This is a genomic window from Geodermatophilus sp. SYSU D00663, assembly GCF_054050655.1.
Genome location: NZ_JBJGZT010000002.1, coordinates 241,061 through 255,025 on the forward strand (window position 1 = coordinate 241,061; position 13,965 = coordinate 255,025).

Here is a 13,965-nt window from a genome sequence, read left to right on the forward strand (position 1 = left end):
GCGAGGCCGGCCGACCGGGGCCGCCGGCGGGCGCGGTCCCGGCTGCGCGACGGTCCTCAGACCTCCGACGCGGCCTCGGACCGCCGGTAGCCCGGGTCGTCCACGCGGACCAACTCGGCGGGGACGCCGAGGACGACGCCCCACTCGGGGACGTCCCGCAGGACCAGGGACAGCGCGCCGACCCGCGCGTGCGAGCCGACGTGCACGGCGCCGACGACGACGCACCCGGCCCCGAACTCCACGTCGTCCCCGGCGCTGGCGACGCCCTTCTCCGAGCCGTCCCGCCGGACCACGTTCCCGATCGTGACGTGCTGCCGGAGCACGCAGTCGGCGCCCAGGCGCACGCCGGGGTTGAGCACGATGCCGTGCGGGTGGAAGACGCGCAGCCGGGGTCCCACCTCGAGTCCGGGCGGGAGCTCGACGCCCACGAACAGCGAGGTGAACAGCGAGTAGCCGAAGGCCAGGACCCTGCCCGGGAGACCCCACCGCCGCACCGCCCACTGCGCGGTGCGGAACGCCACGAGCAGCAGCTGCGAGTCCGGGTAGCCGGCGTTGGCCTTCCAGTCCTGCGTCGCCCAGCGGAGGAACCCCCCGCCGGGGACGGCGTCGCTCACGGCTGGACGCCGTCGAAGCGGACGATCAACGCGTCGTCGTTCTCGTAGACGGTGGTCCACCCCGGCGCGCCCGTGACGGCCTCCTCGAGCCGCTGGAAGGAACCGTCGGTCACCAGGCCGTAGTACTCGGCGTACGCGATCATGCTGCGGGTGACGACCAGGTACGGCCGCTCGCCCTGGGTCGCCATGAACTCCTCGACCGCGGGCAGCCCGCCCTCGTCGAGCAGCTCCCCGCCCAGGCCGGCGAACGTGACGAGGTCCGGGTCGCCGCCGGAGGACGGCACCCCGAAGGCGTTGTAGTCGGCTGTGAGGCGCCCGGGCGCGTTCTGGGCCGCGATGACCAGCGTGCGGCCCGGTTCGCCGTTGTCGTAGATCCACTGCATGGCCTCCACCTCGTCCTCCGAGAAGGTCGACCAGGCCAGGGTGCCGTGCAGCCCCTGGATGCTGGCCAGCGAGACGGCGACCAGGACGACGGCCAGCGCCGGGGCGACGACGCGCCTCCACCGGATGCGCACCACCGCCTGGGCGATCAGGAAGGCGGTGAAGGGCAGGGAGAACAGGTAGACGCGGTAGATGGCCTCGCCGCCGTAGCTCTGCCCGAGCAGGATGAGGAACGGCGCGAACGCCAGGGCGGCGGGCACGAGCACCCGGCCGGGCCTGCGCCAGGACGCCAGCACGGCGACGGCGCCGGCGAGCCAGACGCCGAGCGCGAGCGCGGAGGCGACGGTGCTCGTGAACACCTGGCCGGCGCTCCCGGTCGTCGTCGTCACGACGCCGCCGGCGTTCTCCCAGAACCGCAGGCTGTCGAGCAGGCCGTAGGCGCTGTTGATGAAGTCGAAGCGCGGGAGCAGGTAGGCGACGGCGATGAGCAGACACCCGAGCACCGTCCAGCGGGGCCGTACCGTCCCCAGCACCGTGAGGAGCACGAAGGCCACGACCAGCATGTACGGCGACAGCTGGTGGGCGATGGTGACGGCGGTGAAGAGCCCGTACAGGAGGGCCAGGGCGACCCACCGGCTCCTCCGCGACACCGGTGGCACCGGCTCCGCACCCCGCACCGACCAGGCCTTGAGCCGCCGCAGCCGCGACGGCCCGCGGCGCCACTCCGTCGGGGTCCGGCGCAGCCAGGTGAGCACCACCAGCACGCAGCCCAGGCTCAGGTGGAAGGCGTACGCCTGCGGCGACAGGTAGGCGGTACCCACCCACAGTCCCGCGTGGAAGAGGAAGACCGTCAGGAACGCCACCCGGCGGTCCTCGGACAGGGTCCGGGCGATGGCGAAGACGGGCAGGCACACCAGCAGGCTGGAGGCGAACGGGGCCCAGGTCGCCAGGGTCAGCGTGCTGACGCCGGTGAGCTCGCCGAGGGCGGCCACCGCCGTGAAGAGGGCCGGCCACTGCTGGTAGATGTCACGGGGGTCGGTGACGCCGTTGCCCTCGCGGAACCACTCGACGACGCCGAGGTGCTTGTACGTCCAGGCGTACTCGGGGTTGGTGTAGAGGATCGGCACCGTCGCGTCGACGACCGCCACGAGACCGACCACCCCCGCGACCAGCACCCAGGTGCGCCGCTGGTCGAAGAGCTCCACGACGAACCCGGCGCACACCAGCGCCAGGCCGACGTGGAACAGCGGACCGACCAGGGCCAGCAGGCCGTAGTCGGAGTGCGTCGCGGTGTCGACCTGCGTGAGGCTCACCGCCCACGCGACCAGGCCGGCGAGGACCACCAGGGGCGCCAGTGCCCGGCGGAGGAGCGACGGCCGGTCCCGGTGGGGGCCGCTCTCGTCGGGGACGCCGGGGAGGGCGTCGGGCGTCCCGGCGTCGGCGAAGGCGCGGGTCATCGGCCGGCCCCCCGCACCCGGAGCAGCGCGACCGCGCAGGACGCGACGGTGCCGGCGGCGAGGACCAGCAGGAGGGTGGTCGGTGACCAGACGTCGAGCCAGGCCGTGACCGCGGAGGCGATGCCCCAGACCGCCAGCGAGACCACGTCGGTCAGCGCCCACGACGTCGACTGCCGGGAGGTCGGCACGTGGGCCAGGACGGCCGCGCCGGGACCCGCGCAGACGAAGGCGAGCACGGTCACTAGGCGGACCGCCTGCGGGGCGTCCACGGCGACCGCCAGGGCCGAGGCCACGGACGTGCCGATGCCGGCCCAGGCGACGAGCGTCCGGGTCCGGGCGCCGGTGCGCTCGTCGGTCCGGAGGGACACGTCCGGCACTCCCGTCGGTGCACTGGTGGAACTCATGTGGTCGCCTCTCCTGCGCCGATCCTGCTGGGTCCGACCTCGCGGACACGACGGGCGGGGACACCGGCGTAGACGCCGCGGGGCAGGCAGTCGGCCGCCACGACCGCTCCCGCCGCCACGACCACGTCGTCGCCGATCGTCACGCCGGGCAGGACGGTGACGCGGGCGCCCAGCCACACGCGGTCCCCGATCACCACGGGCAGACCACTGGCCTGCGACCGCCACGTCCCGCCCGGACCGCGGTGGTCCGAGGTGATGATCATCGTCTGCATGCCGACGGCGCAGTCGACGCCGATCTCGACCGGCGCGACGGCCTCGATGTAGCACTGCAGGTTCAGGTAGCTCCGCGCCCCGATCCGGACGTTGCGCGGATCCCCCTCGAAGCGGCAGGCGGGGCTCACCACGAAGGAGTCGACCGCCATGCCGCCGAGCCGGTAGAGCGTGCGGCGCAGCACCTTGGGGACGGCGAAGGAGGCCGCCACCCGGTTGAACCAGAGGTTGCGCCGGAAGACGCGCGCGTCGAGGCGCAGCGACTCCACCAGCAGCCGGAGGTCGGACCGGCGCGGCGTCCCCCGGCCGGCGGGCAGCTCCGTGGTCACGACGCGGCCTCGGGCCGGGCGGGCACCTCGGTCTCCGCCTGCCGCGGCCGGCCCGCGCTCGCCACGAGCTCCCGGTACAGCCGCCGCCCGATCGGCAGGACGGCGAGCGCCGTGACGACCTCGGCGGCCAGGTACACCAGCGCGAGCCCCTCGAGGCCGAAGTCGGTGAGGCCCACGGCGGTGACCGCGAGGAACACCACCGCCTTGACCGCGAGGGCCGTCACCAGCGGCCGCAGCCGCTTGCGCGCCACGCTCAGGGCGGTGAAGATCACGAACCCGGCGCTGAAGGGGAAGGACAGGGCGATGATGCGCAGCAGCGTGGTCCCCTGGTCGGCGTACTGGGAGCCGAGGAGGGCGAGCAGCAGGGGCGCGGCGGCCACGGAGACCGTCGTCGCCGCGACGCTCACCAGCGCGGTGAGGCGCATCGACCGCTTGATCAGCCGGCGGAAGGCGGCCGCGTCGTTGGCGTACTCGACGACGAAGGCCATGGCGATGCTCCACACCAGCGTGCCGAAGGAGACGCTGACGTACCACGGGACGTAGAAGTAGGCGGCCGCCTCGCTGCCGAGCTCCGCGGAGACGAGCACGGGCGGGAGCAACGCGACGCAACTGGCCAGCGCGCTGGCCGCGTAGTCCCCGGCCACGAACCCCTTGATGGAGCTCCAGCCGACGTCGGCCGACCCGGTGGACGTCGCCACGTGCCGGGGGACCAGCCGGCGGAACACGAAGGTGTTGACCACCAGGACGGCCAGCAGGGTGGGCACCACCAGCGCGGCGAGCGCACCCCAGCGGCTGGACAGGAGCACCAGCGGGAACAGGAGGGCCACGCGGAGCAGCCCGGCCACCAGGTTCTCCAGGGGCACCCACACGGCTCCGCCGAGGGAGGTGAGCGCGCCGTCCTGGACCAGGAACAGGGCGTAGCACAGCGTCGCGCCCACGAAGACCAGCGGGACGAACCACTCGTCGCCGAGGATGGCGCTGCCGAAGCCCAGTGCGACGAAGCCGAGGGTGACCACCAGGCCCATGCCCAGCGCCAGGCCGTAGGCCCGGGCGATGAAGCCCCCGGTCGCGCGGCCGGCCTGCGGGACGAAGCGCAGCAGCACGCTGACGATGTTGAGCTGGGCCAGCCCCGCCAGGAAGGTGATGGCGGACAGGGCCGACGACGCCTGACCGACCGCCGAGGCCGGCAGCAGGCGGGCGGCCACGATCCAGAACACGATGCCCAGGACACCGGTGAGGACCGTGGAGGCCATCAGCGCCACGGCGTTGAGCTCCATGGCCCGGCGCTTGCGCGGGGCCGCGGTGGCGGTCACGAGGTCTCCTTCGCGCGGGCTGCGAGGTAGGCGCGCGGCCCGGACACCATGCCCCGGAGGCGCAGCCGGCGGAGCTCCGCCGGGAGGCCCTCGAGCAGGGTGGTCACGCCGGGGTCCCGGGGGCGGAGCCGGCTCCGTGCCACGGTGAGCGCTGCGTGTGCCAGCCCCACCAGGTGGCGGGGGTCGCGCGCGACGACGGCCGTCAGCAGCGCGGTGAACCCCGTTCCGTAGCCGGCCATCTGGCGGGCGAGCTCCGCGTCGGTGCGGCGGTGCGCGTGGCTGGTGATCGCCGAGGGCTCGTACCCGAGCGCGCGGCCGGACGTCAGCATCCGGACGACCATGTCGACGTCCTCGCCGCCGCGGCTGGGGGTCCCGGTGCCGAGGGCCTGGTCGAACGGCCCCTGGGCACGCAGGGCCGCGGTCCGGAAGGCCATGTTCGCGCCCATGAAGGTGCCCAGCTGGTAGAGCGAGTGCGTGCGGACGGTCCGGAGGGCGCCGTCCACGCGTCGCTGCACCAGGACCCGGTAGCGCGCCGGGTGCCAGGACCGGGCGCGCGGGCGCTCAAGGCGGAGGGTCTCGGCGACGAGCACCTTCGCCGCCCCACCGCTGTGCTGCTCGAACAGCTCCTGCGCCGGGGTCTCCAGCTCGCTGGGGACGACCAGGCCGCCCAGCCCGTCGAGGGCCGGCTCCGTCGCGAACCGCTCCGCCAGGGCCCGGACCCAGTGACGATCGGCCTCGACGTCGTCGTCGGTGAAGGCGACGACCTCCCCCACGGCCTCGTCGACGCCGCGGTTGCGTGCCGCCGAGATCCCGGGGACGGGCTGGCGGAGCAGGCGCACCCGCGGGTCGCCGAGCTCCGGCACGGCCGCGGCGGCGTCGCCGTCGGGTGTGCCGGGGCGGTTGTCGACGACCAGCACCTCGACCGGCGGGAGCTCCTGGTCCAGCAGGGCCCGCAGGCAGCGGGAGAGCCCGGCGGGCCGCTCGAGCATCGTCGGGATCACCACGGAGACGCTCGGCAGCGCACCCCCGGCCGCGACCGGGGCGTCCTCCGGCGCGGGCTCCACCAGCCGCTGCACCGCGGCGTCGCGGGCGTCGCGGTCGAGCGCCTCGGGGAGCGGGAGGGTGAACAGCCCCACCGGCCGGGCCCCGCGCCGGGCGACGACGTGCACCGCCCCGTAGCGGGCGACGTCCTCGTCGGCCAGGACGGGACCGTCGGTCTCGTCGAGGTCCCAGTGGACGACCTTGGTCGGCCGCCACCCGCCGTCCCCGGCGGGCGACGCCGCGGGGACGGCGCCGGCCTCCCGGTCCAGCCGCCGGTCCAGCCGCCGCTGCCGGATGTAGGCGCCGGGTCCGCGGAGCATCCCGGCCCGGTTCGCCGACAGCAGCTCGGCGGGGAAGTCCGCCGCGAGACCGGAGACGCGCAGGCTGTCGGAGCTGGTCATGTCCCGCACCGCCCTGCCGGCCAGCGCGGCCAGCCGGAGGATGACGGGCGGCGAGTCGACGACCAGGGAGGTGTAGAAGGCGGTGAGGCCCGTGCCGTAGCCCTCCATCTGCCGGCGGAGCCCGACCACGTCGCGGCGGTGGAAGTGCCGGGTGACCGCGCTGGGGCGGTAGAGGGTCGGGAGGCCCGAGCGCAGCAGGTCGGTGAAGACCCGCGTGTCCTCGGCGCCGTGCGTCAGGGTGCCGGCGCCGAGCGCGGCGTCGAAACCGCCGACGGCCCGCAGGGCCGACGTGCGGAACGCCATGTTGGCGCCGACCCCGAAGGGGGGCAGGGGGTACAGGGGGCTCTGGCGGTCCCCGCTGCCCGGCCCGAAGTCGGCCGGCGTGAACCCGCGTCCCTTGCTGTGCCCGCCGAACTGCTCGAACCAGACCTGCGCACGGGTCGCCAGCTCGGCGGGGACGACCAGCCCGGACACGGCGGCGGCCTGCGGCCGCTCGGTCAGGGCACGGGTCAGCTCCGACAGCCACATGGGGTCGGCGACCTCGTCGTCGTCGATCCAGGCGACGACCTCACCCTCCAGCGGCTCCTGCAGGGCCCGGTTGCGTGCCCGGGACAGGCCGGGCCGCGGCTCGACGACGTACCGGATGTCCAGGCGGCCGGCGAAGCCCGCGACCACGTCCGCGGTGGCGGTGGTGACCGGCGCGTTGTCGACCACCCAGACCGCGAAGTCGGGGTGGTCCTGCGCGGTCAGGCTCTCGAGGCAGCCGGCCAGCGCCTCCGGCCGCTCCCGGGTGCACAGGACGACGCTGGCGCGGGGAGCGACGGCGAGGTGGCGGGCGTGCACCTCGGCGAAGCCGGGACCCGCGGCGCGACGGCGGCGCACGACGTCGCCCCACCGGCTGTCCAGGAGCCACTGGAGCTCGTCGGCCCGCATCCCCTGATCGGGGAGCGGCACGACCTCCCACCCCACGGGCTCGCCGTCCAGGCGCAGCAGCAGCCACGCCTCGTCCGCGGTCGTCCCGTCCGGAGCCGTGCGCTGCAGCGGACCCACCGGGTCCGAGAGCTCGACGTCCAGGACGTGTGCCGCGGCGGTGTCGACCGCCGGGGCGGTGTCGTCGACCAGCGCCATCTCAGTTCGATCCGTCCGTTCCCCCGGTGGAGCTCATGTCAGCTCGCGGCCCAGCACGTGCTTGGCGGCGCGGCGAGCGGTGCGCCAGGCCGGCGCGGCGACACGCTTGAGGTGCGGCGCGAGCCCGGGCTCGCCCTTCTCGACGAGCGCCCGGAAGGCGTCGCCGGTGTCCCCCGGCCGGACGTGCAGGCGGGGAACACGGTACGGATCATCCGCAGACGTGGCGATCCTCCGCCCGACGATGCATCCGTTCGAGTAACCCGCCTCGGCGACCGCGCGCGCGACCCGGCGGCTCGAGTAGCCGTGGGGGTAGCAGAAGGAGACCACCGGCCGGCCGAGGGCGTCCTCGAGGGCCCGCCGGCTGTCGACCACCTCGGTGCGCAGGTCGCGGGAGGAGAGCGTGTCGAGCGTCCGGTGGTTGACCGAGTGGCTGCCGATCTCGACGCCGGCGTCCGCGGCGTCGGCCAGCTCCGACCAGCTCAGCCGTGACCCGTGCGGGTCGCCGGGCGGCAACCGGAGTCCGACGTCGCCGGTGGGGACGTACATGGTGGCGCGGGCGCCCAGCGAGACCAGCACCTCGACCGCGTTCGTGAAGTCGAGCAGGCCGTCGTCGAAGGTCACGCCCACGACCCGGGCGTCGGGGTCGGCGGCGCGGGCCGCGAGCGCCTCGGTGAGGCCGAGGAGGCGCCATCCCTCCGCGGCGAGTGCGCCGAGCTGCTCGGCGAGCTCACCGACGGGGACGGCGTGCTCGTTCGGTGCGGCCGGCGGTGTCGCCGGGGTCGAGTGGTACATCAGCACGGGCATCCGCCACCGCACCGACGGGCGCAGGAGGTCCCCGGCCACGGCGAGGGCGCTCACCGTGCGCCTCCGGCCCGGGGACGGCGCGCCGGCGTGGCCCTGCCCTCGTCCGGGGTCCCGCGGCCCAGGTCGTCGACGACGGCCACGGGGGCGGCCGGCCGGGAGGAGCCCGGCCGTGCGGTGAGGTACCCGAGCCCTGCCGCCGCGACCCCGGCCACGATGGCGGCAGCCCGGCCGAGTCCGCCGACGACGTCCCCCCGGAGCGCCGCGGCGAGGTTGCGGCCCACGCCGGCCAGCAGCACCGAGCGCACGTAGGCGGCCTCCTCGGCCAGGACGTGCTCGCCGGCGGTCGGGAGCGCCGCCATGTGCCGCTTGCCGGCGCCCTCCAGGTGGCTGCGGCGGAGGAAGAAGCGGAACGTCCGGCGCTCCGGCGGCACCTCGTGCCACACGACCGCGGAGGGGGTGAACCGCCAGCGGGAGCCCGGGCCGTTGTGCGCGTTGAGGCGGAGGCACAGCTCGGTGTCCTCGGGCTGGGAGGCGTCACCGACCTTGCCGAAGTCGTTGCTGAAGCCCCCGACCGCCAGGAGCGCGGTCCGGCGGACCAGCAGGTTGGCGCCCCAGACGTTGCGGACGTCGGTGCCCCCGCGCCGGGGGATCGAGCCGCCGACGACCCAGGAGAACTCCTCGGGGAACCACCGCGGCGCACCGCCCGGCCAGCGGGCCTCGATCGCCCCGCCGACCCCGGTGGCGAAGGGGGCCGCCCGGTGGGCCCGCAGCAGCTCCTCGATCCAGGTCGGCTCGGCCACCTCGTCGTCGTCGAGGAAGGCGATGAGCTCGGCCGTGCTGACCATCGCCCCGGTGTTCCGCCCGCCGGACGCACCCCGGGAGTACTGGTTGGCCACGACGCGCGCCCGGTCACCGATCTCGCGGCGCAGCCGGTGCAGGAGGGTGTCGTTGTGGTCGACGACCACGATCAGCTCGACCGGGACGGTCTGCGCTGCCGCGGAGTCCACCGCGCGCAGGATGTCGGTCCAGCGGGCCTCGCTGAAGCAGGGCACGACCACGGCGACGGTGGTCATGCCACCTCCTCGACGCCGACCACGCCGGCGCGCGGCCGCAGCGCCGCCCAGTCCCCGGCCGACGGCTGGTGCCCGGTGCCGAGCGGGGACGGAGCCGTCGTCGCGGACGTGACCGACGCCGGCCGGGTGACCGGTCCCCGCGTGCCGTTGACCCGCTCGACGAGCAGGGCGCGCAGGACCCGCAGGCCGTCCCGCCAGGTGTTGAGGTTGCTCTGCCCGTGCAGGCGGGGGAACTCGAAGCTGGGGACCTCGGCGATGGTCAGCCGGGCCTTCGCCACGCGCGTGTTGATGATCGTCTCGATCTCGAACCCGTCACCCCAGGCCTTGTGGTCGCGCTCGCCGTCGGAGGCGTCGAGGGCGAGCACCGGCAGGCAGTGCGTCCAGAAGGCGTTGTACCCGTAGCAGAGGTCGCTGTAGGAGGTGCCGTAGAGCACGTTGACGATCCGGTTGAGCCAGCGGTTGCCCCAGGCCCGCAGCTTCGTGATGTCGGCACTGCCGCCGCCCGGGGCGAAGCGCGTGCCCTTGGCGAAGTCGGCACCGGACGTGAGCGCCGCGACGTAGGCCGGGATCTCCCGCGGGTCGGCCGAGCCGTCGGCGTCCAGCATGACCACGATGTCGCCGGTCACCGCCCGGAAGCCGCACGCCAGGGCGTTGCCCTTCCCCCGCCGGTTCTGGCGGACCACCACGACGTCGGGACGGAGCCTGCGGGCCACCTCGACGGTGTCGTCGACGCTGCGCCCGTCCACCACGATGACCTCGTGCAGGTCCTCCGGGAGCAGGGCGAAGACGTGCGGGAGGTTCTTGGCCTCGTTGTACGTCGGGATGACCACGCTGATCCGGGGCGCGGTGCCGGGGTGGTGGTGCAGTGCGGTGCCCTCGTGTGGGCGCATGCCGGTCCTCTCGTTGCGGAGTCGGGTCCGGTTTCGCCTCTGCTCGCCGTCGGGTGGATGGCGACCAAGTCGCCCGACGGGTCATCGCTACCCGTGGTGCTGCTGCTGAGTGGTGTCCTCGCTGGCCGGTCAGTCGGCGCAGGGGAACCCGGGACGCGTGACGGCACATCGGTGTGCTGGTCCCCCGTGCCACCTGGCCGGCGTCGCACTCCCATGCTGACGGAGAGTCGTCGCCGTGTCCACAGAGTGATGGGTGCGTCACGTCATCGGGTGAACACCGCTGACGGTCGAGGACCCACGGTAGCCGATCGCCGGAGCCGTCCACCCACCCGGGTGGACGACCCCACCCGGGCGGGTGTCCCGGCCCCGGCGGGATCAGCCGAGTCGGTCGTCGACGATCTCGGCGGTCCCGGACTCCTCGACGGCCGACCGCATCTGCGTCAGCGCCTCCGGGTCGGCGTCGAGCGCCCACTCGAGGTAGTCGGTCGTGGCCTCGGCGATCACCGGCCAGGTCGGGGAGCTGTCGTCGTCGTAGGCACGGCTGTGGTCGGCGTCGGGGACCTCGATGAAGGCTTTCGGCTCCGGGGCCCGGCCGTAGAGCTCCGCGCCCTGCTCCAGCGGGATCGCGTCGTCGTTGCCGCCGTGGACGAACAGGACGGGGGTGCCGGCCTCGGCGAACGGCCGGGTCAGCTGCTGCCCGAGCTCCGGGACGAGGTAGGTCAGCTCGCCGCCGGCGAGGACGAGCGCGGCGTCGAAGCGGTCGTCGAGGTCCCCCTCGCTGCGCAGCAGGGCCGTCGTCAGGGCGCCGAGGGAGTGCCCGGCCGCGGCGAGCCGCTCCTCGTCGATGACGCCCTCCACGTCGCTGCCCTGCGTCCGGCCGAGCTCGAGGACCCGGTCGAGGACGAAGGACACGTCCGCGGGCTGCTGCAGCACGTCGGCGCGGATCTCCTCGGTCCCCTCCGCGCTCAGCGGGAACCGCGGCGCCGCGACGACCATGCCGGCCGAGGCCCAGCGGCTCAGCAGCTCCTCGTAGGCCTCGGGCGAGGCCAGGTAGCCGTGGCTGAACACGACCAGCGGGTAGGGGCCGTCACCGCCGTCGGGGTACCAGATCGTGGTCTCCAGCGTCCGGCTCGCCGCCAGCTGGTCGCCCTGGTCGTCCACGGTCGGCCTCGACGGGTCCTCGAAGGTGACCGTGGTGCTCGTCACCTGCAGCGCGGTGGGCTCGGCCGGCGTCGCGTCCTCGGGCGTCGCGTCGTCGGGCGTGGCGGAGGAGCAGCCGGTGACGAGCAGGGGAGCCACGAGTGCGAGGAGGACGCGGTCGCGCCAGCGGTTCGCCATGACCCCAGTCTCCGGCATCGGGCTGGAGCACCCCGGGACCAGGGCGCCCGGTGGGAGGTCTCACACGCCGCCGCCCGACCGGTCACCGGGGTCCGTGGTCCGCGCTCAGCCGGCGGTCCACTCCAGCAGCTCGTCGGCGGTCCAGGTGTTGACCACCCGGTCGGGGTCGACGCCGGTCTCGACGGCGCGCTCGCAGCCGTTGCCCTGCCAGTCGAGCTGGCCGGGGGCGTGCGCGTCGGTGTCGACGGCGAACCGACAGCCCAGCTCGACGGCGAGGGACAGCAGCCGCAGCGGCGGGTCCAGCCGCTCGGGCCGGGAGTTGATCTCGACGGCGGTGTCGTGCTGCGCGCAGGCGGTGAACACGGCCTCGGCGTCGAAGGCGCTCTCCGGCCGCGGCCGCTGCCGCCGTCCCTCCCGCTGCTCGCGGGGGATCAGCAGCCGCCCGGTGCAGTGCCCGAGGACGTCGGTGTGCGGGTTGGCGACCGCGGCGAGCATCCGCTCGGTCATGGCCGCGGACTCGGCGCGCAGGTCCGAGTGGACGCTGGCCACCACGACGTCGAGGCGGCCGAGCAGCTCGTCGGTCTGGTCGAGGCTGCCGTCGACGTTGATGTCGCACTCGATGCCGGTGAGGATCCGGAACGGCGCGAGCTCCGCGTTGAGCTCGGCGACGACGTCGAGCTGGCGCTCCAGCCGCTCCGCCGTCAGCCCGTTGGCCACGGTCAGCCGCGGGGAGTGGTCGGTCAGCGCCATGTACTCGTGGCCCAGCCCGATCGCCGCCTCGGCCATCTCGCGGATCGGGCTGCCGCCGTCGGACCAGTCCGAGTGCGTGTGCAGGTCGCCGCGGAGGGTGGCGCGGAACTCGGCGACGTCGTCGGCCAGCGGCACGAGCTCGGAGTGGGCCTCCTCGAGCCGGGCCAGGTACTCCGGCACCTCGCCGGCGTGCGCCTGCACGATCGCGGCGCCGGTCTTGGGGCCGATGCCGCGCAGGTCGGTGAGCGTGCGCGTGCGGATCCGCCGGTCGAGCTCCTCGGGCCCGATCGTGTCGACGACGGCCGCCGCGGTGCGGAACGCGGCGACCCGGTGCGTGGGCTCGCGGGCGCGCTCCAGGAGGAAGGCGATCCTCCGGAGCGCGGCCGCGGGTCCGAGGGGTGTGCTCAGCTGGCCTTCCTCGCCTTCCTGGCGGCCTTCTTCTGGGCCTTGGCCGCGCGCCGGGTCGCCTTCTCGTAGTTCTTCTCCGTCGACTCGGCGGCGCGCCTGGCCGCGCGGCGGGCCCGGTAGCCGACCGACGGGCGGCCCTCGGTGTCGACGGCGGCGATCAGCAGGCCGCCGAGCAGGCCGGCGTTCTTGAGGAAGTTCGACAGCTGGCCGAAGCGCTCCTCCGGGTCCTCGTGCTCCCAGAAGCGGTGGCCGGCGAAGGTGGTCGGGACGATGCTCCCGGCCAGCGCGAGCGCGCTCAGGCGGGGCAGCTTGCCGAGCGCGAACAGCGCGCCCGCGCCGACCTTGATGCCGGCGTCGATCTTCACCCACTGCTCGGTGTCGCGCGGCACCTGGACCGGCAGCTGCTGGTCCGCCGTCCTGGTGATCGTGTCGACCACCGGCTGGGCCCCCGGCACCCGGGTCTGCGGGTTGCGCAGGGTGTCGACGCCGCCGTAGAGGAACGACGCTGCGAGCAGGGGCCGGGCGATCCGGCGGACCAACATGGATGACCTCTTCCGTCGATGGGACCTCAGGCGTGTCCCTTGCCCAGGCAGCGGTTCGGGACACCTGATCGGAACCTAGTGATCAGCACCTCTCCGCGCTCGGTCAGTGCAGGGGCCGCCCGCAGCGCGGGATGATCGGCCGGTGCACCCGTCGGCCCGTCCGCAGTGGCGGCCCGCGTGGTGGGTGCTCCTGCTCGGGCTGGCCGCGATCGTCCTCTTCGGGACCGCCTTCGCGGTGCGGCTGAGCTGCGTTCTCGGGCACTGTGCGGTCCCGTCGGTGCGGCACCTGCTCGACCTCGACGCGGTCGGCGGGCTCCCGCGCCTGTTCACCACCGGCGTCTTCGTCGCCGTGGCGGCACTCGCGGGCCGCGCGTGCCGCTCGGCCACCGGCCGGGCCCGGCCGTGGTGGGCGGCGGTCGCGGCCGCGGGGCTGGCGCTCGCGGTCGTGAAGCTGGCGAGCGCGCACTCGCTCGCGGAGGCCGGGACGTCCCCGCTGACGACGCTGCTCCTCGGGCTCGCCGTCGCCGTGCCGTCGCTGTGGCTGCTCGCGGTGGCGGGCCGGGCGTGGGACGTCCCCGCGACGGTGCCGGTGGTGGCCGCGCTCGCGGGCTACGCCCTCGCCGCCCTGGGCCTCGACGTGCTCACCCACCTGGCCGGGCTGCTCGCCGGTGGTGCCGGGGCGGCGTCGGCGACGTTCGTCGAGGAGCTCGGCGAGGCGCTCGCCGCGGTGGCGGTCCTGGCGGTGGTCCGGTCCGGGACGTCGGCCGCTCGCCCCGGCCGGTGAGCGGACCGCGTGGGGGTGTTCCCCGTGCGTCGCGGGTG

The 13,965-nt window shown here is 74.8% G+C and carries 13 protein-coding genes; 1 reads left to right on the forward strand and 12 read right to left on the reverse strand.

The annotated features are described in order from the left end of the window. Window positions 1–56 precede the first annotated feature (56 nt). From ACI79Z_RS02600 to ACI79Z_RS02655, 12 genes are all read right to left on the reverse strand, one after another. Window positions 57–614: a serine acetyltransferase gene (locus ACI79Z_RS02600; protein ID WP_456901609.1), complete on the reverse strand. Its 558-nt coding sequence runs from the start codon at window positions 612–614 to the stop codon at window positions 57–59. After that, the gene (locus tag ACI79Z_RS02605; protein WP_456901610.1) at window positions 611–2,452 is read right to left on the reverse strand and encodes a hypothetical protein; all 1,842 of its coding nucleotides are present in this window, start codon (window positions 2,450–2,452) and stop codon (window positions 611–613) included. The genes ACI79Z_RS02600 and ACI79Z_RS02605 overlap by 4 nt, the downstream gene beginning before the upstream one ends. Then, window positions 2,449–2,820: a hypothetical protein gene (locus tag ACI79Z_RS02610; RefSeq protein WP_387988472.1), complete on the reverse strand. Its 372-nt coding sequence runs from the start codon at window positions 2,818–2,820 to the stop codon at window positions 2,449–2,451. The genes ACI79Z_RS02605 and ACI79Z_RS02610 overlap by 4 nt, the downstream gene beginning before the upstream one ends. 32 nt (window positions 2,821–2,852) lie before the next feature. After that, the gene (locus ACI79Z_RS02615) at window positions 2,853–3,455 is read right to left on the reverse strand and encodes an acyltransferase (protein WP_456901611.1); all 603 of its coding nucleotides are present in this window, start codon (window positions 3,453–3,455) and stop codon (window positions 2,853–2,855) included. Further along, window positions 3,452–4,768 carry a lipopolysaccharide biosynthesis protein gene (locus ACI79Z_RS02620; RefSeq protein WP_456901612.1) on the reverse strand — a complete coding sequence of 439 codons (1,317 nt, stop codon included), beginning with the start codon at window positions 4,766–4,768 and terminating at the stop codon, window positions 3,452–3,454. The genes ACI79Z_RS02615 and ACI79Z_RS02620 overlap by 4 nt, the downstream gene beginning before the upstream one ends. Beyond that, window positions 4,765–7,338, reverse strand: coding sequence for a glycosyltransferase family 2 protein (locus ACI79Z_RS02625; protein ID WP_456901613.1), 2,574 nt, complete (start codon window positions 7,336–7,338; stop codon window positions 4,765–4,767). Before ACI79Z_RS02625 ends, ACI79Z_RS02620 begins: the two co-directional genes overlap by 4 nt. A 33-nt stretch (window positions 7,339–7,371) precedes the next feature. Then, window positions 7,372–8,196 (reverse strand): polysaccharide deacetylase family protein, encoded by an 825-nt coding sequence (locus tag ACI79Z_RS02630; protein WP_456901614.1) that lies wholly within the window; start codon window positions 8,194–8,196, stop codon window positions 7,372–7,374. Further along, the gene (locus ACI79Z_RS02635; protein WP_387988467.1) at window positions 8,193–9,215 is read right to left on the reverse strand and encodes a glycosyltransferase family 2 protein; all 1,023 of its coding nucleotides are present in this window, start codon (window positions 9,213–9,215) and stop codon (window positions 8,193–8,195) included. The genes ACI79Z_RS02630 and ACI79Z_RS02635 overlap by 4 nt, the downstream gene beginning before the upstream one ends. Then, the gene (locus ACI79Z_RS02640) at window positions 9,212–10,105 is read right to left on the reverse strand and encodes a glycosyltransferase family 2 protein (RefSeq protein WP_387988466.1); all 894 of its coding nucleotides are present in this window, start codon (window positions 10,103–10,105) and stop codon (window positions 9,212–9,214) included. Before ACI79Z_RS02640 ends, ACI79Z_RS02635 begins: the two co-directional genes overlap by 4 nt. Before the next feature lie 375 nt (window positions 10,106–10,480). Further along, on the reverse strand, window positions 10,481–11,443 hold the full coding sequence (locus tag ACI79Z_RS02645; RefSeq protein ID WP_456901615.1) for an alpha/beta hydrolase family protein: 963 nt from the start codon (window positions 11,441–11,443) through the stop codon (window positions 10,481–10,483). 105 nt (window positions 11,444–11,548) lie between these two features. Next, complete coding sequence (locus ACI79Z_RS02650; protein WP_387988563.1) at window positions 11,549–12,601, reverse strand: PHP domain-containing protein; 1,053 nt, start codon at window positions 12,599–12,601, stop codon at window positions 11,549–11,551. Continuing rightward, on the reverse strand, window positions 12,598–13,143 hold the full coding sequence (locus ACI79Z_RS02655) for a DoxX family protein (RefSeq protein WP_456901616.1): 546 nt from the start codon (window positions 13,141–13,143) through the stop codon (window positions 12,598–12,600). Before ACI79Z_RS02655 ends, ACI79Z_RS02650 begins: the two co-directional genes overlap by 4 nt. Window positions 13,144–13,285: 142 nt before the next feature. On the opposite strand from ACI79Z_RS02655, the gene ACI79Z_RS02660 reads away from it, so the two are divergent. Further along, window positions 13,286–13,927, forward strand: coding sequence for a hypothetical protein (locus ACI79Z_RS02660; protein ID WP_456901617.1), 642 nt, complete (start codon window positions 13,286–13,288; stop codon window positions 13,925–13,927). Window positions 13,928–13,965: the final 38 nt, after the last annotated feature.